The organism is Sinorhizobium arboris LMG 14919 (assembly GCF_000427465.1).
GTDB classification, from domain to species: Bacteria; Pseudomonadota; Alphaproteobacteria; order Rhizobiales; family Rhizobiaceae; genus Sinorhizobium; species Sinorhizobium arboris.
Genome location: NZ_ATYB01000009.1, coordinates 182,590 through 203,820, shown reverse-complemented (window position 1 = coordinate 203,820; position 21,231 = coordinate 182,590). Strand labels below are relative to the sequence as shown.

General features: G+C 63.1%; 19 protein-coding genes and 1 pseudogene. 11 read left to right on the top strand and 9 right to left on the bottom strand.

Annotated features, from left to right (window positions below; all coding sequences use genetic code 11):
- Positions 1-30: 30 nt before the first annotated feature.
- The 8 genes and pseudogenes from bufB (at position 31) to SINAR_RS1000000138675 (ending at position 6,505) form a co-directional block, all read left to right on the top strand.
- Positions 31-1,062, top strand: a complete 1,032-nt coding sequence (bufB, locus tag SINAR_RS0108750; RefSeq protein WP_027998751.1) for an MNIO family bufferin maturase — start codon at positions 31-33, stop codon at positions 1,060-1,062.
- Positions 1,049-1,849: an HvfC/BufC family peptide modification chaperone gene (locus SINAR_RS0108745; protein ID WP_027998750.1), complete on the top strand. Its 801-nt coding sequence runs from the start codon at positions 1,049-1,051 to the stop codon at positions 1,847-1,849. The genes bufB and SINAR_RS0108745 overlap by 14 nt, the downstream gene beginning before the upstream one ends.
- Positions 1,846-2,319, top strand: coding sequence for a DoxX family protein (locus SINAR_RS0108740; protein ID WP_027998749.1), 474 nt, complete (start codon positions 1,846-1,848; stop codon positions 2,317-2,319). The genes SINAR_RS0108745 and SINAR_RS0108740 overlap by 4 nt, the downstream gene beginning before the upstream one ends.
- 3 nt (positions 2,320-2,322) lie before the next feature.
- Positions 2,323-3,639: an NAD(P)/FAD-dependent oxidoreductase gene (locus tag SINAR_RS0108735; protein ID WP_027998748.1), complete on the top strand. Its 1,317-nt coding sequence runs from the start codon at positions 2,323-2,325 to the stop codon at positions 3,637-3,639.
- Positions 3,640-3,641: 2 nt separating this feature from the next.
- Complete coding sequence (locus SINAR_RS0108730) at positions 3,642-5,564, top strand: adenylate/guanylate cyclase domain-containing protein (protein ID WP_027998747.1); 1,923 nt, start codon at positions 3,642-3,644, stop codon at positions 5,562-5,564.
- Complete coding sequence (locus tag SINAR_RS0108725; RefSeq protein WP_027998746.1) at positions 5,500-5,877, top strand: DUF3307 domain-containing protein; 378 nt, start codon at positions 5,500-5,502, stop codon at positions 5,875-5,877. Before SINAR_RS0108730 ends, SINAR_RS0108725 begins: the two co-directional genes overlap by 65 nt.
- A 12-nt stretch (positions 5,878-5,889) precedes the next feature.
- Positions 5,890-6,069: pseudogene (locus tag SINAR_RS1000000137730) on the top strand (PIN domain-containing protein); the annotation flags it as partial.
- A 196-nt stretch (positions 6,070-6,265) separates the two neighbouring features.
- Positions 6,266-6,505, top strand: a complete 240-nt coding sequence (locus tag SINAR_RS1000000138675; RefSeq protein WP_027998745.1) for a metallothionein — start codon at positions 6,266-6,268, stop codon at positions 6,503-6,505.
- A gap of 105 nt (positions 6,506-6,610) precedes the next feature.
- On the opposite strand, the gene SINAR_RS0108715 is transcribed toward SINAR_RS1000000138675, so the two are convergent.
- Positions 6,611-7,936 carry an NAD(P)/FAD-dependent oxidoreductase gene (locus SINAR_RS0108715; protein ID WP_027998744.1) on the bottom strand — a complete coding sequence of 442 codons (1,326 nt, stop codon included), beginning with the start codon at positions 7,934-7,936 and terminating at the stop codon, positions 6,611-6,613.
- Positions 7,937-8,169: 233 nt separating this feature from the next.
- Here SINAR_RS0108715 and SINAR_RS0108710 point away from each other — a divergent pair, with 233 nt between their 5' ends.
- Positions 8,170-8,646: an Lrp/AsnC family transcriptional regulator gene (locus SINAR_RS0108710; protein ID WP_027998743.1), complete on the top strand. Its 477-nt coding sequence runs from the start codon at positions 8,170-8,172 to the stop codon at positions 8,644-8,646.
- 181 nt (positions 8,647-8,827) lie between these two features.
- On the opposite strand, the gene SINAR_RS0108705 is transcribed toward SINAR_RS0108710, so the two are convergent.
- The 7 genes from SINAR_RS0108705 to SINAR_RS0108675 form a co-directional block, all read right to left on the bottom strand.
- Positions 8,828-10,483 carry an ABC transporter ATP-binding protein gene (locus tag SINAR_RS0108705; protein ID WP_027998742.1) on the bottom strand — a complete coding sequence of 552 codons (1,656 nt, stop codon included), beginning with the start codon at positions 10,481-10,483 and terminating at the stop codon, positions 8,828-8,830.
- On the bottom strand, positions 10,483-11,346 hold the full coding sequence (locus SINAR_RS0108700) for an ABC transporter permease (protein ID WP_027998741.1): 864 nt from the start codon (positions 11,344-11,346) through the stop codon (positions 10,483-10,485). Before SINAR_RS0108700 ends, SINAR_RS0108705 begins: the two co-directional genes overlap by 1 nt.
- Positions 11,343-12,293 (bottom strand): ABC transporter permease, encoded by a 951-nt coding sequence (locus tag SINAR_RS0108695; protein WP_027998740.1) that lies wholly within the window; start codon positions 12,291-12,293, stop codon positions 11,343-11,345. Before SINAR_RS0108695 ends, SINAR_RS0108700 begins: the two co-directional genes overlap by 4 nt.
- Positions 12,294-12,384: 91 nt before the next feature.
- Entirely contained in the window at positions 12,385-13,995 is a 1,611-nt protein-coding gene (locus tag SINAR_RS0108690) for an ABC transporter substrate-binding protein (RefSeq protein ID WP_027998739.1), read from the bottom strand.
- A gap of 69 nt (positions 13,996-14,064) precedes the next feature.
- Complete coding sequence (locus SINAR_RS0108685; protein WP_027998738.1) at positions 14,065-14,778, bottom strand: HAD-IA family hydrolase; 714 nt, start codon at positions 14,776-14,778, stop codon at positions 14,065-14,067.
- A 241-nt stretch (positions 14,779-15,019) separates the two neighbouring features.
- On the bottom strand, positions 15,020-16,393 hold the full coding sequence (locus SINAR_RS0108680; RefSeq protein WP_027998737.1) for an aspartate aminotransferase family protein: 1,374 nt from the start codon (positions 16,391-16,393) through the stop codon (positions 15,020-15,022).
- 14 nt (positions 16,394-16,407) lie between these two features.
- A complete protein-coding gene (locus SINAR_RS0108675) occupies positions 16,408-17,244 on the bottom strand; it encodes a GNAT family N-acetyltransferase (protein WP_027998736.1) in 837 nt (278 codons plus the stop codon).
- Between the two features lie 319 nt (positions 17,245-17,563).
- Here SINAR_RS0108675 and SINAR_RS0108670 point away from each other — a divergent pair, with 319 nt between their 5' ends.
- Complete coding sequence (locus SINAR_RS0108670) at positions 17,564-18,232, top strand: haloacid dehalogenase type II (RefSeq protein WP_027998735.1); 669 nt, start codon at positions 17,564-17,566, stop codon at positions 18,230-18,232.
- Between the two features lie 16 nt (positions 18,233-18,248).
- The gene (locus tag SINAR_RS0108665) at positions 18,249-19,523 is read left to right on the top strand and encodes an NAD(P)/FAD-dependent oxidoreductase (RefSeq protein ID WP_027998734.1); all 1,275 of its coding nucleotides are present in this window, start codon (positions 18,249-18,251) and stop codon (positions 19,521-19,523) included.
- A gap of 241 nt (positions 19,524-19,764) precedes the next feature.
- Here the strand turns inward: SINAR_RS0108665 and SINAR_RS0108660 are convergent, their stop codons facing one another.
- Entirely contained in the window at positions 19,765-21,219 is a 1,455-nt protein-coding gene (locus tag SINAR_RS0108660) for an NAD-dependent succinate-semialdehyde dehydrogenase (RefSeq protein ID WP_027998733.1), read from the bottom strand.
- Positions 21,220-21,231 lie beyond the last annotated feature (12 nt).

Here is a 21,231-nt window from a genome sequence, read left to right as displayed (position 1 = left end):
TCCGACAACAAGCAAAAAGGGAGTAGACCGATGCCCAAGACGTTTCCAACCCACCCGGTGCCGTGCGCTGCGGGCATCGGCCTCCGTTCGATACACATTGCCGACATGCTTTCCCGCAGGCCCGCTGCGGGTTGGCTGGAAGTCCATGCCGAAAACTACATGGGCCAATCAGCGGCCGTGGATGCGCTCGAGAAGCTGCGCGAGGTTTATCCGCTTTCGGTGCACGGCGTCGGACTGTCGCTCGGCAGCGCATCGGGTGTCGACCGAGCGCATCTGGAGCGGCTGCGTCTCGTCTGCGAGCGCTTCCAACCGGCGATCGTCTCGGAGCACCTTGCCTGGAGCGTCGCCGACGGCGCCTACCTCAACGACCTCCTGCCGCTCCGTTATGACGATGAGGCGCTCGCCATCGTTTGCGGGAACATCGGCCGGCTGCAGGACACGCTCAAGCGTCAGGTGTTCATCGAAAATCTCTCCGCCTATCTGGCCTTCGCGGAATCGAGCATGACCGAGGCCGAGTTCCTAAGCGAGCTCGTCAACCGCACCGGTTGCGGCTTGCTGCTGGACGTCAACAACGTCCATGTCTCTGCAAGCAACCTCGATTACGATGCATTCGCCTTCATCGACGCCCTGCCTGCCGATGCGATCGGCGAAATCCACCTGGCCGGCCATGCAGTCAACGAAGTGGATGGCGACGTCATTCTCATCGACGACCATGGGTCGCGCGTGCCGCCGGCCGTCTGGTCGCTCTATGCCCACGCTCTCCGCAGGATCGGCCCGCGACCGACACTGATCGAATGGGACACGGATGTGCCGCCGCTCGAGGTCCTGTTGGGCGAAGCCATGTGGGCGGACATGCTGGCCCGCAGTATCGCCTTCGGCGAGCGCCCGGAGGAGCCGCCGGTCACCATGCCGGACAGCCGTTTCGAGACCATGAAGCTGCCCGGCCGCGATGACGCGAGTGGCATCCGTTTCCCGGCGCTTGCCGCAATCGCGGCAGTCAAAGCCGCTTGCGGCAAGTGCGCATCGGATGGTTGCAGGAGGCACGGCCATGTCCTCCATTGAGACCCTGCAGAGCGTCGTCGCGCGCGCGGTTCTGACGACCGGCCCCGCCGATATCCTGCCACTCCTCGAGCGGGGCCGTTTCGATCCCGCAAGGCGGCTCAATATCTACCGCAACAACACGCTGGTCTCGCTCACGACAACATTGAAGGCCGTGTTCCCCGTGACGGTGCGGCTGCTCGACGAGCGCTACTTCAGTTATGTGGCCGGCTGTTTCATCCGGAACAGCCCGCCACAGGAGCCGCGCCTTTCGCGCTACGGCGCAGGATTTGCGCCATTCCTCGCGCGCTTCGAGGGAACCGCCGATATGCCCTTTGTTTCCGAGGTGGCGCGCCTGGAGTGGAAGATCGCCGAAGCGCTCGACGCGCCATTGGAGCGGCCAAGCACACTCATCGAGCTCTACGAGGGGCTTTCGAGCGGGTCCTTCGCACTCTTCCTGCAGCCTTCACTGCGACTTGTTTTCTGCCGCTGGCCCGCCCTCAGCATCTGGGCGGCGCACCAGCAGGGAGGCGATCCCGACAGGCTCGCGCACCTCGAACGCGAGCCGGAGCGCATTGCACTGTGGAGACATGCCGACACCGTTCGCTTCCTGCGCCTCAACGCCGCGGAGTTTGCGTTCTGGCACGTGTTGATGCGGGGCAGCAGACTCGAGGCTGCGGTCGCTCGCGCCTGCCGCCATTCGCCTGAGTTCGATATCGCCCGCGCGCTGACGGGTCTTTTCGTCAGCGAGCTCGTCATCGGCATCCATCGCATGAAGGGGGCTTCCAACCAGCAGGAGAGAGTGTCATGACCACAATGCGCGCAACACCGATCAGTGTTTCCAGAACGATATACAGACTTCACGACACGGCCGTGGAGTGGGCGACCGCACTGCCGCTATCGATCGTGCAACTGGCGGCCCGCGTGGCGATCGCGGAGGTTTTCTGGCAATCCGCCCAGACGAAGCTCGCATCCTGGCCGGTAACCCTTCAGCTGTTCGCCTTCGAATATCGCGTGCCGCTGCTCGATCCCGGGCTGGCCGCCCTTTTGGCGACGACGGCGGAACTCAGTGGCGCGGCGATGCTCGCCTTGGGACTGCTCGCGCGGCTCGCGTCGCTGATGCTGCTAGGCGTTGTCGCTACCATTCAGATATTCGTCTACCCGGATCATTGGGTCGAGCATCTGATGTGGACGAGCCTGCTCTTGCTCATCCTGTCGCGGGGCGCGGGAGCCATTTCCGTCGATCATCTGGTCGCCCGACGCATCCGTGCCGGAGGCTGAGCGATGTCGGTGACGCCTTTTCAGAGCGACTCCGTGACGGGCAAGATCGCGGCCGCCTCGCACCAGACAAAGCACCGGCCGCGCGTGGTCATTCTCGGCGCGGGCTTCGGCGGATTGAACGCGGCGATCGCGCTTCGTCGCGCGCCGGTCGAGGTCACCGTCATCGACCGGCGAAACTATCACCTGTTCCAGCCTCTGCTTTACCAGGTCGCGACCGCGGGGCTCTCGCCGGCGCAGATTGCGATGCCCATCCGCCGCATTCTTTCGCGGCAGTCGAATGCCACGGTCCTGATGGACAAGGTCGAGGCGGTCGATACCGCCGCGCGATGCGTCATGACCGGCAGTCGGTGCATCCCCTATGACTACCTGATCGTCGCGACCGGTGCCCGCCACACTTATTTCGGCAACGATGCTTGGGCGGACTACGCCCCGGGCCTGAAGACAATCACGGATGCGACGGCGATCCGCGCGCGTATCCTCTCCGCCTTCGAACGGGCGGAGGTGACCGATGATCCGGATCTGCGTCAGACGCTGTTGACTTTCGTTGTCGTCGGCGGCGGGCCGACCGGTGTCGAACTCGCCGGCGCCATCGCCGAGCTCTCGCGTAGGACGATCGTCCGTGATTTCCGGCGCATCGATTCATCCTCGGCCCGGGTCGTTCTCGTCGAAGCGGGTGAGCGGATATTGCCGGCGATGCCGCCCTGCCTTTCGAGAAAGGCTCAGAGACAACTCGAAAGCCTTGGCGTCGAGTTGCTGCTCGGCAATGCCGTCGCCGGTTGCGACGACAGCGGCGTGCGGCTGGCCGACGGAACTGAAATCGGCTCCGCCTGCATTCTCTGGGCTGCAGGCGTCGTGGCTTCGCGCGCCGCCAAGTGGATCGCTGCGGCGGCCGACCGCGCCGGTCGGGTCCTGGTCGACGAGCGCCTCAATCCGCCGGGGCACGACGAAATATTCGTCATCGGTGACACGGCCTCGGTGGCCGATGCGGCCGGGCGTCCTGTACCGGGCGTAGCGCCGGCGGCCAAGCAGATGGGGCGTTACGCGGCCCGCGCGATTCTCGGCGACATGGCGGGACGGCAATCGGCGCCCTTCCGTTACCGTGACTACGGCAATCTCGCGACCATCGGCCGCAAAGCAGCAGTTGCGGATTTCGGCAGGGCCAGGCTCTCCGGCTATCCCGCATGGCTCGTCTGGAACTTCGCCCATCTCTGGTTCCTCGTCGGCTTCCGCAATCGCCTCGTCGTCTTTCTCGATTGGGCGCTCGCCTATGTCCGCAACGATCGCGCCGCGCGGCTGATTACCGGCCAACACGAGGCCTAGCGATGTATCGCCCGAAGCTCGCCCAGGTCATCATCGTTATCCTCATGCTGGCGGTACTCTCCACCGCCGCGTTGATCCATTTGATCTGGCAGCGTGCAGCCGGCGAGAACATCGAGGTGATCGTCGCGAGTCTCGATGGCCAGACGGCGGGATCCGTCCGGAACGACCTTTCCCGGACGCTGGCGCTCGTGACGAGCACCGCCGAAGTTGTCCGCTCGATCTTCTTCCAGGGGGCAATCGGCGCCGATGACGAGGTCAAGCGCGAATTCCTGTTCCTGTCGCTGCTGCGCGAGCAGCCGGCGATCGCCTGGATCGGCTTCGGCTTTCCGGACGGGCGTTTCTTCGGGTCGCATGCGACCGCCGACGGGCGAATCGAGATGGTCGAAATCGGGGCTGCGAAAGCCGGCGAACTCCGTCCGCTGCGGCGCGATCTCTACCGGCCGATCCCGGGCGACATCTTTTTCGAGGAGCGCATCAAGGCGGAGAGCGCCTATGTGGCACTCGGCGCCCCCTGGTACCGGCTGGGCAAGGAAACCGGAGAGCCCGTCTGGACGGTCACCAATGTGCTGCCGAATGGTTTCGAGCCCGCGATGGTGCTGTCGAAGCGTGTCGTGACCTTCGGGAAGTTTACCGGCGTGGTGATGGTGGCCGTGAGTCTCCGGCGCCTTTCCGAGACCCTGCAGGCGCTCGAGCTACCGCCGCTCGGCAAAGCCTTCGTTCTTGACGAGCGCGGGCAGGTACTTGCGACATCGCAACCTTCCGACGGCGTGATGGCGGCGCATTTTTCCGACTTTCCGGCCTCCGATGCGGTGGCGACGGCCGCCGCCGACGCCGTCGCGGCCAATAAGGTCGACGCCTTCCGCGCCGTAGTGCCAAACGCTTTGCTGGGGCCGGTCTTCGTGTCGTCGTCGCGCCTGCCTTTCGAGAACTGGCGCCTGGTGACCGCCACCCCGCGCTCGACCTTCGCAGGCGCTATCGACAAGAATATCCGCCGCATAGCCATAGTCGTGCTCGTCATGGCCGCGCTTGCCGCAGCAACTGCCGTAGGCTTTGCGAATTTCCTCTTCGCCCGGCCGCTCGCCCGGCTGGCGGAGCAACTGCGCGCGGTCGAGCGCTTCTCGCTCGAGAGCGTCCGCCATCACCCGACCTTTCTCGCCGAGCTCAACGATTTGTCCCAGGCGTTGAAGCGGATGGCGGTCGGGCTTTCGGCCTTCGCCCGCTATATGCCGCTCGACGTCGTGCGACCGCTCGTCGAGGGCGGCATCGAGCCGAAGCCCGGCGGCGAGCTCTGTCAAGTGACGGTCATGTTCGCCGACCTGCCCGGCTTCACCGAGCTGACGGAGAGGCTCGGACCCGGCGTCGAGCCGCATCTGACGCGTTTCCTGACGATCGCGGTCGCAGCTATCCATGCCGAGGGAGGCACCGTCGACAAGTACATCGGGGACGCCGTCATGGCGATCTGGAACGCGCCGGGCAAACAGGCGGATCATGCTGCTCGCGCCTGCCGCGCGGCTGTCGCAATTCGGACGGCAATGCATGACGAGCCACCAATCGCGGCCGGCGAGAATGCGATCCGCGTGCGCATCGGCATCAACAGCGGCATGGCGCTGATCGGCAATATCGGCTCCGCCGAGCGGCTGAGCTACACCGCGATCGGCGACACGGTCAATCTCGCGAGCCGGCTGGTGAACGTGGCCAAGGAGCGCGGCGTCGAAATCGTGCTCAGCGACGCAACGATGCGGGAACTCGGGGCAGAGCTGATGACGAGGCCGCTCGGGCTTGCGACCGTCCGCGGCAAGACCAGGCCCGTCGGCGTGCATACGATGGACCAGCTAAACGCTCGATCCGCGGGAGGAAGCGATGGAAATGGCGATTACGACGGTGGCGATGCTAGCCTGCATGCAGCTCAAGCACTTCGTCGCTGATTATGTGCTGCAGCCCGCCTGGATCCTGCGCGGCAAAGGAAATTTCCGCATGATCGGCGGCTATGTCCATGCGGGCGGGCACGCGCTCGGAACCGTGCCGGCGCTGATGCTTGCCGGCGCCGGCATGACGCGCGTCGCCATTCTCGTGCTCGCCGAATTCATAGCTCACTATCTCATCGACTATGGCAAGGCACTGCTGTCGCGGCACAGCCGCGCCGATGCGACGACGAGGACCTACTGGGCGATGCACGGCGCCGATCAATTGATGCACCAGCTCACCTATGCGGCGCTGATTCTTGCCGCGCTGGCATAGGTTTTCGTTCTTCGGCATTATACCGACTTGGCCGTGAAGGCCCGCACGGCTGGCAAGGGGTTCCCGACGCCCGACGGATATACTGCCGCCATTGCCGCCTCCAAAGGATTTATCGTAGCGACGCGTGATATAAGTTCCTTCGAGGCGGCAGGACTTACCGTCGTAAATCCCTGGAACTATCAAGAAACCTAAAGCCCGCAATTCACTGGTCTCGGGTTCGAATCGGTTCAACCGTGCCAGACGTCGAATGAACTGTCCGGCCTGGAAAAAACTCGACATCGGTCCCAATAGGGACGCGGCAACATGACCGGTCCTGGCTTGAGCCGAAGCCTGGACGGAACCTATCGCTGCTCGCGAGGTTGGTCCGAGTGAGCAGGAGGATACAGCCATGGCCAGATGCGACCAATGCGGCAATGACTATGACAAGGCTTTCCAGGTGAGCCTTGGAAACGAAACAACCTACACTTTCGATAGTTTCGAATGCGCAATCCAGAAACTTGCGCCGACATGCCCGCATTGCAGCGTCCGAATCATCGGGCATGGCGTGGAGCAGGGTGACACGATCTACTGCTGTGCACATTGCGCGGAACAGGAGGGAGCAGAGGCCCTTGTCGATCGCGCGCCTTGAGACCGCGCCACAGATTGGGCGGTCGCACCGTCACCGGCATCGTGATGGCATCGTCGCCTCGAGCTGATGCACAGGGCGGCGTCGGCCCTGGCCCGTTGGTAGGTTCTAAAAGTCAGCGACTTTACCCCAGGCGGATTTTCGGAAACGGTCCGGATGGTAGGGGCGGGGATCAACGATCGGCTCGTTACCGGTCACGATGTCTGCGATCAGGTGGCCGGCGCCAGGACCGATTCCGAAGCCGTGCCCGCTGAACCCGGCGGCGAGGATAAAACCCGGCATAGCGGCGATTTCGCCGATACCCGGCACGCCGTCGGGCGTGCTGTCGATATAGCCCGCCCATGCGGCGGCGATGCTGGTGTTCTTCAGGGGAGGCAGGAGGTCGAGCGCGCGCGAATGGGTGAGGCGAATGGTGCCCTTGTCGACCGCAGGATCAAGGATGCGCATGCGCTCCATCGGCGTGGGCTCGTCGAGCCGCCAGCGAGCCAAGGTCTCATGGCCGGAGTGGAAGCCCTCAAGCCCGCCTGGCGCCAGGCTGCGCCAGCGTTTGACGAACATTGGCAGAAATTGCGGCGAGAACCTGAGTTGCTGCGGCGTCGGGTCGACACGGCCGCGGCCGCTGATGGCGAGCGTATAGCCGCCGTCGGCGCGGCGTGTCACCGAAACGGCGGCCGTATGCAGCGCATCCGGAAGGCCGATGGCACCCGGCGAGACGGCAAGAATCGACGAACGGATGGCAGCTTGCGGAAAGCGGATGCCGAGCTGACGGCAGAAGGAGGAGGCCCAGGCGCCGCCGGCGAGGACGGCCGTTTTCGTACGGATGGTGCCATGCTCGGTCACGACACCGGATAGGCGACCGCCTTCTGTCTCTATGCCGCGGGCGGCGCAGGATTGGTGCACGGTGCCGCCAAGCTTCAGGATCGCACGCGCGACCGCGGGTGCTGCGCTCGCCGGATCGGCGGTGCCGTCGGTCGGCGAAAAGACGCCGCCCTTCCATGGCTTGCCGGTTGCGCGGCCGCGCTCGGTCGCCTGGCCGCCGTCGAGCATATGGGTGGTGACACCGACGGTCCGGGCGAAATCGCGCCAGCGTGCCCAGCCGGCCAATTCCTCTTCGCTATTGCTGAGATAGAACAACCCGCAGCGGCGGAAACCGGTGTCCTCACCGCTCTCGGCGGCGAAACGCTCCCATAGATCGAGGCTCTTCGTCGCCATCGGCAATTCGCGGGCGTCCCGGTTCTGCTGGCGGCACCAACCCCAGTTACGACTCGACTGTTCCGCGCCGATCCGTCCTTTCTCGACGAGGGCGACATTCAATCCCCGGCGGGCAAGGTAGTAGGCCGTAAACACGCCGACAATGCCGCCGCCGATCACCACGGCATCGGCGTCTTCGGGCAACTGCGGCGTTGTGTCGATGAGTTTCAGCGGTGCGGGCATGTCGTGACCTCCGTTACGACCACAGTCTAGCGGCTTTGGCGCAACGGCGTTGCCGGACTGCGACGGCGCGCAGCACAAGATTTTGTCTTGCGGGAGCAATACCGCCCTTTCTGCTTTGGCGCATTGTGACAAACGAAATCGACACGTCTCTCCAGTGTGTTAAGGTCATGAATGGGAAAGTCGCAGCACAATCTGCTGACCCGTTGGCCACTCAGCAGGGGGGAAGGCGCGCCATGAAACTCGACCGGATCGACATCAAGATTCTATACGAACTGCAGAAGAATGGCCGCATCACCAATGTGGAACTCGCCGAGTTGGTCAACCTGTCGCCAAGCCCCTGTCTGATGCGGGTCAAGAAGCTGCAGTCGGAGGGTTACATTGAGGGCTATTCGGCGCAGATCAACGTGAGCAAGCTCGGGCAGACCCTGACGGTCTTCACCGAGATCACGCTGAAGAACCACCGGCAGATCGACTTTGCCCGCTTCCTTGCGGCGATTGACAAGGTCGACCAGGTGATCGAATGCCATCTGGTGTCCGGTGGCTACGACTATCTTCTGAAATTCGTCACGGCCGGGATCGGCGAATACCAGACGATCATGGAACGCCTTACCGACATGGACGTCGGCATCGACAAATATTTCAGCTTCGTCGTACTGAAGTCGCCGATCGTCAAGGCACACATGCCGCTGACCAGCCTGTTTCGGACGTAGAATTCTCGAATCTGTATTCGTCTCCCACTCTGGCCCTTTCGCGGCAGGCAGGGCTAGGGGAGGGCCTGCGGTGGCCTTCGTCCTCCAGCGATGACGTAGGCACGAGCATGCCCCGAGTCTGCTTCGCTCCGGTGCGGAGAGAAGGTTCCGGCAGGCTCATGAGGGGCATTCCAGCGGCACCTCAGCGCCGACAATAGGCTCGCACCAGTTCCGGATCCCGCTGGAGGCCATCGAGCCAGGTGGGGTCGAGCTTCGGGACCGACGAGAAGAGTAACTGCGAATAGGGATGATGCGGCGTCTTGACCGTGGCCGGAGTGATGTCCTCAACCTTTTTGCCGCCATACATCACGACGATCTCGTCGCAAATCGCCTCCACCACGGAGAGATCGTGGCTGATGAAGATGTAAGAGAGACCGAGCTCGCGCTGCAACTCCTTCAGCAGCTCGATGACGGCTGCGGCGACCACCGTGTCGAGCGCCGAGGTGATCTCGTCGCAAAGGATCAACTTCGGATCGGCGGCAAGCGCCCGGGCGAAGTTGACGCGCTGTTTCTGGCCGCCGGATAGCTCGCCGGGCCGGCGATGACGCAGGTTGCGAGGCAGGCGCACCATGTCGAGCAGCTCGTCGATGCGTGCGTTGCGCGCCTTTGCGTTCATCCCGTGATAGAAGGTAAGTGGCCGGGCTAAGATGTCCTCGACGGATTTCGCCGGATTCAGCGCCGTATCGGCGTATTGGAAGACGATCTGCATTTCGCGTAATTCATCGCGCGAGCGCTCGCGGGCGCTGCGACCGAGTTCCTTGCCGTCGAAAACGATCTTGCCTGCGGCGGCCGGCAATATGCCGGCAATGGCGCGGGCGAGCGTCGACTTGCCGCAACCCGACTCGCCGATGATACCGAGGTTGCGCCCCTTCTCCACCTTGAGACTGACATGCTCGACGGCGCGCACGAGCGGCAGGCCGTCGCTCTGGGACGGACCGTATCCCGCGACCAGGTTTTCGATCTTCAGAAGCGGAGCCGGTGCGGTCTTGCCTGTGTCGGCAGCCTCGCGGGGCTTTGGTTCAAAGGCGGAGAGGAGTTCGCGCGTGTAAGGGTGCTTGGCGTTCGAGAGGATTTCCTCGGTGGTGCCGACCTCCTGTACTTCGCCGCCCTTCAACACGACAATATAATCGGCGATCTGGGCGACCACCGCGAGGTCATGCGAAACGTAGACGCCGGCGATCGCGCCCTTCTTCATCACAGACTTGAACGCGCGCAGCACCTCGATCTGGGTCGTTACGTCGAGCGCTGTTGTCGGCTCGTCGAAGATGACGAGCTTGGGATCACCGATAAGCGCCATGGCCGCGGAAAGACGCTGCAGCTGCCCGCCGGAGACCTGGTGCGGATAGCGGCTTCCGATCGTCTCGGGCTCTGGTAAGGACAGCGCCCGGAATAGGCCGACGGCGCGGGCGCGCGCCTCGTCGGCCGCCATTAGCCCGTGGATACGGGTGACCTCGATCACCTGGTCCATGATCGTAGCGGCCGGGTTGAATGCGGCGGCAGCAGATTGCGGAACATAGGTGACTTCGGTGCCACGCACCCTCGCGCGCTGTTTTTCGCTAAGGGTTGTCATGTCCTTTCCGGCCACCGAGACACTGCCGCCGGCAATGCGGCAGCCCGGACGGGCATATCCCATCAGTGTCAGCGCTATCGTTGTCTTGCCAGAACCGCTTTCGCCGATCAGCGCAACGATCTCGCCCTCGGCGATATCGAGGCTGACGCCCTTGATGATCTCGACGCGGCGGCCGGAATCGGTGGTAGCTTCGACCTTCAGGTCACGGATTTCTGCGAGATTGGCCATCATTCGCTCCGATCGCGGATCTTCTGCGGCAGGTTATCGATCAGCAGGTTCACGCTGATCGTGAGGCTGGCAATGGCAAGCGACGGGAACATGACCGCCGGTGCGCCGAAGGGCAGGCCGCCGATGTTCTCGCGAACGAGCGCCCCCCAGTCGGCATAGGGCGGCTGGACGCCGAGGCCGAGGAAGGAGAGGCCGGAGAGCAAAAGGACGATGAAGACGAAGCGGATCCCGAGGTCGGCAAGAACCGGGCCGATGATGTTCGGCAGGATCTCCGAACGAATGAGATAAAGCGTGCTTTCGCCACGGATACGGGCCACGGTGATGAAGTCCATCGCATTGATGTTGACGGCAAGCGCGCGGGCGAAGCGGTAGGCGCCTGGAATGTATATCACCGAGAGCGTGAGGATGAGCACCGGAATCGAGGAGCCGACAGCGGCGACCACGACGAGGCCGAAGAGCTTGCTCGGGATCGAGTTGAGGGCGTCGAGGAAGCGGCTCAAGAGCGTGTCGAGCCAGCCGCCGGCGACTGCTGCGATCATGCCGAGGACCACGCCGCTGAAACAGGCGATCGTGACTGCCGCAAGCGAGATGCCGACGGTGTAGCGGGCACCCATCAGAATCCGCGAAAGCATGTCGCGGCCGAGGTAGTCGGAGCCGAGCCAGAAGTCGCGGCTCATCGGGCCGAAGTAATCGAGGTCAGCGATTTCCCCGACCGGATAGGGGATGATCAGCGGCGCGAAGATCGCGACGAGCGCCCAGCAAAGGATAATCGAAAGGCCGAATATCCCGACGATATTGAAGCGATAGCCGAGCCGGGTTCCGGAAATCCGGGCAGACTTGGTCTCAGAATGGGTCATTGTCATCGTAGCCTCGGATTGGAAAGGATGGCGATGATGTCGGCTGTCGTGATCAGGAGCAGGTAGCCGAGACAGAAGATCATCGCGCAGCTCTGAATCAGCGGCAGGTCGCGGGTCGAGACAGCATCGACCATCAGCTTGGCAACACCGGGATAGTTGAAGATCGTCTCGACGATAATGACGCCGCCCAGCAGATAAGAGAGCGAAAGCGCGACCGCATTGACGATCGGCCCCAGAGCATTTGGCAGCGCGTGGCGAAATACCATGCGAGCCCGGGAGGCGCCCTTGAGCAGCGCCATCTCCACATAGGGCGTGTTGAGTGTCTCGATCACTGCCGCCCGGGTCATACGGATCATCTGAGCCGAGATGACGAAGGTGAGCGTGATCACCGGCATGGCATAGATGCGCAGCAGATCGGTGAGCGACGTCACCTCATTGGCGAAGGAAAGCGCCGGCAGCCATTTCAGATAGACGGCGAAGATCAGCACGGCTGAGGTCGCGATCATGAATTCCGGCACGGAGATGACGCCGATCGTGAGCACGGTGACGATGCGGTCGTAGAGCGAGCCGCGCAGCATGGCCGCCGTGATCCCGAGCGTGAGTGCGATCGGCACGGAGAAGAGTGCGGTGACGCCGGCGAGCTGGAGTGTGTTGACGAACCGACCGCCGATCAGATCCGCGACCGGCATCTCATTGGCATAGGAGGTGCCAAGGTCGCCCTGCAGGAGACCGACGATCCAGCGCAGGAAACGGAAGATTGCCGGTTCGTCGAGATGCATGGCTTTGCGCAGACCCTCGACGGCCTCCGGCGTGGCGGCTTGGCCGAGCAGGATCGACGCGGTATCACCCGGCAGGAGCGTCGTCGCGAAGAAGACAGCGAAGGAGACGATCACCAAGGTGATCAGTGCAATGAGCAATCTGCTCAGCACAAGGGATAGGACCCGGTTGTTCACGCGCGCTCCCTTTCCGCTTTCAAGACAGGTTTCGAACCATCATGCCCGGGGCCGCAGCGTTGCGGCTGCAGCCCCAAGCCCCGCTACTCAATCAGGCTTCGAGCCAGACATATTCCGCAAAAGCATAGCCCATCTGTCCGCCGAGCGGGTTGGCCTCCAAGCCCTTGAGCTTGCTGGTGATCGCGTCGACATTGGAGATATAGGCCGGAATGATGGTGCCGGCTTCGTTGGCGACCATCACCTGCATCTCGTTGTAGATCGCCTTGCGCTTCTCCTGGTCGAGCGAGCCGCGCGCCTCGATCAGCATCTTATCGAACTTCTCCGACTTGTACTGGCTCTCGTTCCACGGAGCCTCCGAGGCGTAGAGCAGCGAGAAGAGGATATCGGGCGTCGGACGCGGGTTGATATTGCCGAAGTGGACCGGCGCCTTCAGCCAGTAATTATCCCAGTAACCGTCGGCGGGAACGCGCTGGACATCGAGCTTCAAGCCGATCTCGGCAGCGGAAGCCTGTATGATCATCGCCATATCGATCGCCGAGTTCGCTGCATCGGAGGCAACCACCGGTATCGACTGGCCGAGCGCGCCGGCCTTCTCGAAGTGGAACTTGGCCTTCTCGGGATCAAAGGCGCGCGGCTTCAGGTCCGGATTGTGATAGAAGTTTGCCGGGGATACCGGCTGGTCGTTACCGACTTCGCCCAAGCCGCGCAGCGCCGATTTGACGATCTGCTCGCGGTTGACGAGGTACTTCATGCCCTCGACGAAATCGCGCTTGCTGCCGGGTTCCATGTCCAACCGCATGTTCAGGTTGGTATAGTTACCGGAGGTGGTCTTCGAGAGCACGAAGCCGTCACCCTGGCTCTCGACCAGGCGCATGGAGCGCGGATTGATCGTGGCGGCCAGGTGGATGTCGCCGGACAAGAGTGCATTCACCCGGGAACTGTCGTCGCTGATCGCGAAATATTCGAAGGAATCGACGTTCGGTCCGGACTTCCAGTAGTTCTTGTTCTTGATCCCGACGGAGCGCACGCCGGGCTCGAAGACTTCTCTTACGAATGCGCCCGTGCCGTTCCCCTTGGAAAAGTCGGTGGTGCCGTCGGCGACGATCATGAAGTGGTGCATCGAGAGGATCGTCGGCAGGTCTGCGTTCGCATTGGCCAGCGTGATCTCGACGGTCTGCTTGTCGACCGCCTTGAAGCCGGTCATCTGGGCGGCGATCTTTGCAACCTTCGATCCGATGGACGGGTCGAGATGACGCTTCAGCGAGAAGATCACATCGTCTGCTGTTAGGGGCTTGCCGTCATGGAACGTGACGCCCTTCCTCAGCTTGACGGTCCAGGTCTTCGCATCCTTGGTTTCGATCGCTTCGGCCAGTTCCATCTGTGGCGTACCGCTTTTGTCGAGGAAGGTCAGGCGGTTATAAAAGGAGCAGCAGCGAACATAGTCCGTGGAGAGCGATGCCTTGGCCGGGTCGAGTGTGTCGGCGGTGGAGGATGACCAGCCGGCCGCCTTGAGCGCGCCGCCCGAGATCGGTGTTGCCGCAACCGCATTACCGGCTCGGCCGAGCACCAGGCTGCCCGCGGAGAGGGCGACGCCGCTCGCGAGCATCATCTGCAGCAGTTCGCGTCGCGTCGCGCCGCGACGAATGGCGTTTTCGACCATAGCGTCATCGGATTTGTTCCAATTGGTGATCCTGTCGTTCATGTCATTCCCCTTTCGTCTATTGGCGGGCTGCCCTTCTTCGGTGGGCTTCGACCCGATCCGGTGAACTGGTCAGCTGCGTTCGACGGCCACGGCATCGGCAAGGCCGGCCATGGAGGTGAAGTGGTAATCGGGCTCGGTGAATTCGGCGGGCTCGATCGTGCCGCCATAGCCCTTCTGGGCGTGGCGACGCTCGATCCAGCAATTGGTCAGCCCGAGTTTTCGGGAAATGCCGATGTCGTGGTACTGGCTCTGGGCGACATGGAGGATGTCGTCTTTTGAATCTCCTTCCGAGTCGACGAAGGCGAAGACCTTCTCGAAGAAGACGGGGTCCGGCTTCTCAGTACCCGTGTCGTCGGCCGTAAAGGCGGCGTAAAAGGGATTGCCCAGCTCCCTGGCGAAGAAATCGAAGGCCCAGCGACGGGCATTGGTCATCGCAATGAGGCGGTGACCTTTGGCAAGGCGCGCAAGCGCCTCGGCGCTGTCGGCGAAACCCTTCCAGTTCTTCGCCGAGTCCCTGAAACGTTGCCCCTGTTTCCGTTCGGCTGGCAGGCCAAGCTTCGGAGCGATAGCGAGATAGACTCGGACGAGATCATCCGGGAAGAGGTCGGCGTCCTTGGAGTAGCGCGCCGCGCGGTAAAGGCCGAGCGCTTCCTCGCCATCGATCGCGACACCCGCCTCGGCGGCGATCTCTGCGAGGCAGTGCTTTATACCAGCCTCGAAGTCGATCAGCGTGCCGACGACGTCGAAAGTCATGTACTTGAATTCCGGAAGGCTCTTGCGCACGTCAATTCCCCAGTTTTCGGGCGCTCGCTCGGGAGCACCGGCTTCGTGAAGAAGATTATTCTGTTCCCGGCGGCGGATGTTTTTCCCGCTCTTGGTGAAAAGGCCCGCATTTGCTGGGATACGGCCCTTTTCGTTGATTTGAGTTTGGCACTTGTGCCGCGCGGAAGTGTCCGAAAAGACATTCTGGAGCGGCACAAAATTTCGAATATGACGTTTTCGCGATATATCGCGCCCCGCACCGTCAGCGCAGAGCCCGGCGAACATCCGGGTCTTCCAGGGTCTCATCCAGAGTTTGGCGGGTACGCTCGATAATTGCGCCGATTTCCTCGTCGCTACAGCAGAGAGGCGGCGCATAGCCCAGCACGCCATTGGCGAAGGCGCGGATGACAAGTCCGTTTTCCCAGGCGCGATCGAAAATGCGCCGGGCCGGTTCCGCGGCCGCCGGCAAGGGCGTCTTCTTCCCCTTGTCTACAACGAGCTCGACGGCCGCCAACATGCCGCGGCCGCGCACATCGCCGACGAGCGGGTGGTCCCTCAAGCTTTCGAGACCTTCCATCAGCCGAGCACCGGCCTTCACGCCGTTGTCGAGGAGACCGTTCTCATAGAGCTTCAAGACGGCGAGGCCGACAGCAGCGCTCACCGGATGCGCCGAATAGGTGTAGCCGTGACCGACGGCGGCAGCGCCCGCGCCGTCGGCGATCGTCTGATAGACATGATCGGCCATGAAGACCGCGCCCATCGGCACGTAGCCCGAAGTCAGCCCTTTCGCCGTGGTGATGAAATCCGGGACGATCTCGTCCGCGGTTGAGGCAAAGAGCGGTCCGGTTCGGCCGAAACCGGTGATCACCTCGTCGGCAACGAAGAGGATGCCGAGCTCGCGGCACAGCTCGCGCATCGCCTTCATCCAACCCCTGGGAGGCACCAGCACGCCGCCCGAGCCCTGGATAGGTTCGGCATAGAAGGCGGCGACGCGTTCGGGGCCGATCTCCTCGACCTTGCGACGGAGTGCAGCCAGCGATGCCTCAATGATTGCCTGCGGATCTCCACCCACCGGGTTGCGGTAGGCGTAGTGCGACGGAATCCTGTGCTGCCAGTCGAAGGGGATGCCGAAACCGGCATGGAAGGCCGGTAGCGCGGTCAGACCGGCGCCGACCGTCGAGGAGCCGTGATAGCCTTGCTCGACCGAGATGAACTGATCGCGCTGCGGTTCGCCGCGGGCAATCCAATAGTAGCGGATAAAGCGGATCGTACTATCGATGGCATCGGAACCGCCGAGCGTGAAATAGACGTGGTTGAGGTCGCCCGGCGCGCGTTCGGCCAATTCCGAGGCAAGGCGGATCGCAGGTTCCGAACCGAGGCCGAAATAGGCCGTCGCGTAAGGGAGTTCGCGCATCTGCTTCGCCGCCGCCTCGACGATACTCTCATGTCCGTAGCCGGCATTGACGCACCAGAGGCCGGCGAAACCGTCGATCAATTGTCTACCTGAGGCGTCGGTGACGGTCGCGCCTTTGGCCGAGGCGAGCACGCGCACGCCGAGCTTTTCGTGGCTGCGATAGGAAGCGACCGGATGGATGAGGTGGGCACGATCGAGTTCGATGAGGGAATTGCTGTACATCAAAGATCTCCGGATCAGCCGAACGCCTGATTGGCGAGGGCAAAGATGTTAGCGGCGCGATCTGCGGCGCGGTGGATCGGCGGCTTCATCATCGCGATGCCGCCGCCGACATGGGCGAGGCCCTGTTCGGCAAGCCAGGGCGCGAGGTCGGTGTCGGCCGTGGTGTCCAGTCTGAGGAACCGGCCAGGCCGCGCGGCAATGAAATGCGCGACAAGCGCCTTGGCATCATCAAGATCGGCGGCAACGACGGGCCCGATAACCTCGCCGCGGCCAAAGGGGCGTATCGCCGCGCAACCCGAGATGCGGCCGTCGCGACGGCGGACGGCGAACTCGCCCACCTTGGCGAGATAAGCGATCAATCCTTCCCGGTCGGCGCCGAAGGCCCGGCGGTCAAGTGCGGCGATAGCGCCGATATCGGCAGCGGTTGCAGCCTCGATCCCCAGCGGCGCGGCGACGTCGCCGACCACGCCCTGGTGCTGCAGCACGCGCCCCGTCTCCCGAAAGCCAAGTTTCTCGTAGAGCGGCAATCCCTCGGCGGTCGCGACGAGCCGGAGCGGCCGGTCGCCGGCGATCCGCAGAGCGGCGTCCATGAGCATCCGACCGAGACCGCGGCCGCGCATCGCCTCGTCGACGATCACCATGTTGATCGTCGCGCAGTCCGCTTTATAGGGGGTGACGAGCACGGTGCCGACAACTCGGGCATCCTCGATAGCCACCACGCCTTCGCTCAGGGTGAGCGCCATCTGCCAATCCTCCGGGCGATGCGGCCAGCCCGCCTGCCGGGAGAGCCTGACGGCGGCTTCCAGATGCTCGGGACCGAAGGCGGTGATGTCGATCTGATTTGTCTGCATGGGGATGTCCTTCATTTCCTGCCCTGAAGTCTGCAGGAGTGGCGGCCGGCAGATCGGCTGAAGACCGCGGCCCGCGCGATATCTTATAGCTTTGCTCTTACGGGCCGCCGCATCTTATGCTGGCAGGCAAGAGCGGGAGCGAAAATGCCGCCGGTAAGAAGCAGCGCGGCGGCAAAGCTCCGCAACCTTCTGCCAAAGCCGACTTTGGATACGATAGAATCTGCTTCGATTGTCGCGAAATCAGGTGAGCCGAGGGATGAGCTGGCGCCTATGATCTTACACGTAAACCCCTAGTCCGGCTCTTTCGAGGATAGTTCACATGTCGACCTTCCGTCCGAAATATATCACCTTCGATTGCTACGGCACGCTGACCAACTTCCAGATGGCAGAAGCAGCGCGCGACCTCTACGGCGAACAACTCGACGAGCCGCGCATGGCGGAGTTCATCAAGAATTTCGCCGCCTATCGCCTCGACGAGATTCTCGGCGACTGGAAGCCCTATGCGGAGGTGGTGCACAATTCGCTCGAACGGACCTGCAAGCGCAATGGCATAAAATTCCGCGAGGAAGCGGCGCGCATGGTCTATGAGCGCGTTCCGACCTGGGGTCCGCACGCCGACGTGCCTGCGGGTCTCGCCAAAGTAGCCAAAGAGATCCCTTTGGTCATTCTCTCGAATGCGATGAACTCGCAGATCATGTCGAATGTCGAAAAATTGGGCGCTCCTTTCCACGCCGTCTACACTGCCGAACAGGCACAGGCTTACAAACCGCGTTTCCAGGCGTTCGAATACATGCTCGACATGCTCGGCTGCGGTCCGGAGGACATTCTCCACTGCTCATCCTCATTCCGCTATGACCTGATGTCGGCGCATGACCTCGGCATCAAGAACAAGGTCTGGGTCAATCGCGGCCACGAGCCGGCCAATCCCTTTTACGGCTACGTGGAGATTGCCGATATCTCCGGCCTGCCGGGCGTCGTCGGGCTCTAAGAAAAGGCGGATCGCCATGAAATTCCTCTCCTACTGGCACGACACAACCCCGGCGTTTGCCGGGGCCGCTCAGGGTCCGGTCGATGGCCACTACGACGTCGCAGTGATCGGCGGCGGCTTCACCGGCCTCGCTGCTGCTCGGCAGCTCGCCAAGGCTGGCGCTAAAGTCGTCGTGCTGGAGGCGGAGAGGGTTGGCTGGGGCGCCTCCGGCCGCAATGGCGGGCACCTTAACAACGGACTTGCGCATGGCTATCTGGCGGCCAAGGCGGAGCTCGGCAAGGAGCGGGCAATCGCCCTCTATAAGGCGCTCGACGCCTCGATCGACACAATCGAGGCGTTGATCGCGGAGGAGGGGATCGACTGCAATTTCCGCCGCGCCGGAAAGCTGAAGCTCGCCTCCAAGCCCCAGCATTTCGACGCGATCGCCCGCAACTTCGAAGCCGTGCACGCCGAGGTCGACCCCGATACGGCGCTTCTCAGAGCAGACGATCTGAAGCAGGAGGTCGGGGCTCCTTTCTTTGGCGCCATGCTCTCAAAGAAGAGCGCGATGATGCATATGGGCCGCTATGTTGTCGGTCTCGCCGAAGCGGCGCAACGTCACGGCGCCACGATATTCGAGCAGGCAGCCGTAACAGAACATCGACAGGCGGGCGGCCGCCATCATCTGAAAACATCACGCGGCAGCATCACTGCGGATGCCGTGCTTGTCGCCACCGGCGCCTATACGCCTTCGACCTTCGGCTATTTCCGCCGCCGCATCATCGCCGTAGGCAGCTTCATCATCGCTACCCGGCCGCTGACGGCACCGGAGATCGCAGCGACGATGCCCGGCAACCGCACCTGCGTCACGTCCATGAACATCGGCAACTATTTTAGGCTCTCGCCCGACGACCGGCTGATCTTCGGCGGCCGCGCCCGCTTCTCGGCGACTTCCGACCAGCGCTCGGACGCCAAAAGCGGCGCCATCCTCAAGGCGAGCCTCAAGGAAATCTTCCCGCAGCTTGCCAATGTCGAGATCGACTATTGCTGGGGCGGTCTCGTCGACATGACCAAGGACCGCTTCCCCCGCGCCGGCTATCACGACGGGGTCTGGTACGCGATGGGCTATTCCGGCCACGGGGCGCAGCTTTCGACACATCTCGGCATGATCATGGCGGACGCGATCCTTGACCGGCCTGACTGTAATCCGCTGAAGGGTCTCGACTGGCCGGCGGTGCCAGGCCATTTCGGCAAGCCCTGGTTCCTGCCCTTTGTCGGCATGTATTACAAGATGCTGGACAGGATCCAGTAGGCCAGGCGCGACGGGCATATCCGCATGCGCTTTTCCGGCACATCTTCAGGTCTTCCGGATTGCCCCTGAACCCACCCCGGGGCCGCTAAGACTCCTCAATGAGTTTAAAACCCTTATCCTTGCTTTAACGTACCGCACCGGCGCTGCGCCCAGTCCAGAGGCGCCGGGCCGACAAACGAATGCCGAGCGGTGATGGACCGCCCGGCAGGATGATCAAGGCGATGCGCCGAGAACCGACGGGCTATCCAAGCCCGCCGATGTGAAAGCTCTTCATCTCGAGATATTCCTCGATGCCGACCTGGGCGCCCTCTCGGCCAAGGCCGGATTGCTTGACGCCGCCGAAGGGAGCGACTTCGGTGGAGACGGCGCCGGTGTTGAGGCCGATCATGCCGAACTCCAGCGCTTCCCCAACGCGCCAGGAGCGCTTGAGGCTTTCGGTGTAGAAATAGGCAGCTAGGCCGAACGGCGTGCCGTTGGCGATCGCGATTGCCTCTTCTTCCGTCTCGAAACGGAAGAGCGGGGCAACGGGGCCGAAAGTCTCTTCGCTGGCGAGCAGCATGTCGGTCGTGGCACCGGTCAGCACGATCGGGGCGGCGTATTGCCTGCCCTCCGGCAGCGATTTTCCTCGCGCCGCAACCTTCGCTCCCTTGGCAAGCGCGTCCTCGACATGGCGGTTGATCTTCTCGATCGCCGCCTCGTTGATCATCGGGCCAATCGCTACGCCGGGCTCCATGCCCGGACCGACCTTCATCGCGTTGACGCGGGCAGCGAGCTTCTCCGCGAAAGCGTCGTAGACGCCGGCCTGCACCAGGATGCGGTTGGCGCAGACGCAGGTCTGGCCGCCATTGCGGAACTTCGAGGCGATCGCGCCTTCGACCGCGAGATCGAGATCGGCATCGTCGAAGACAATGAAGGGGGCATTGCCGCCGAGTTCGAGGGAGAGGCGCTTGACGCTGTCTGCGGCACCACGCATCAGAAGCGAGCCGACGCGCGTCGAGCCGGTGAAGGAGATCTTGCGCACCGTCTCGTTCGCCATGAACTCGTTACCGATGGCCGCTGGCATGCCGGTGACGATGTTGATGACGCCGGCCGGAATGCCGGCGCGCTCGGCTAGCACGCCGAGGGCGAGCGCCGAAAAAGGCGTGAATTCCGAAGGCTTGACGACCACGGTGCAGCCGGCGGCCAACGCGGGTGCCACTTTGCGGGTGATCATCGCGTTCGGGAAATTCCAGGGCGTGACGATGGCGCAGACGCCGACCGCTTCCTTCAGCACGACAATGCGGCGGTCCTGCGTCGGCGAGGGGATGGTGTGGCCGCCGATGCGGCGGGCTTCTTCGGCGAACCATTTGACGAAGGAAGCGCCGTAGCGGATCTCGACGCGCGCTTCGTCGAGCGGCTTGCCCTGCTCCATCGTCAGGAGCAGCGCCAGATCCTCAAGATTTTCGATCATCAGCGCATGCCAGCGCTCGAGCAGGACCGCCCGTTCGGCATGCGTTTTCTTCTTCCAGGGCCCAAAGGCCCTGTTGGCGGCCTCGATGGCCGCGCGGGTTTCGGCAGTTCCCATGTCCGGCACGGTCCCGAGAACCGCCTGGCTGGCCGGATCGATGACCTCGACGACGTCGCCCGAGGTGCCGGCGATCCACTCACCGCCGATCAGGCCGGATTGCTGGAAAAGCTCCTTGTCCTTCAATTTCATGTGCTGTCCTCC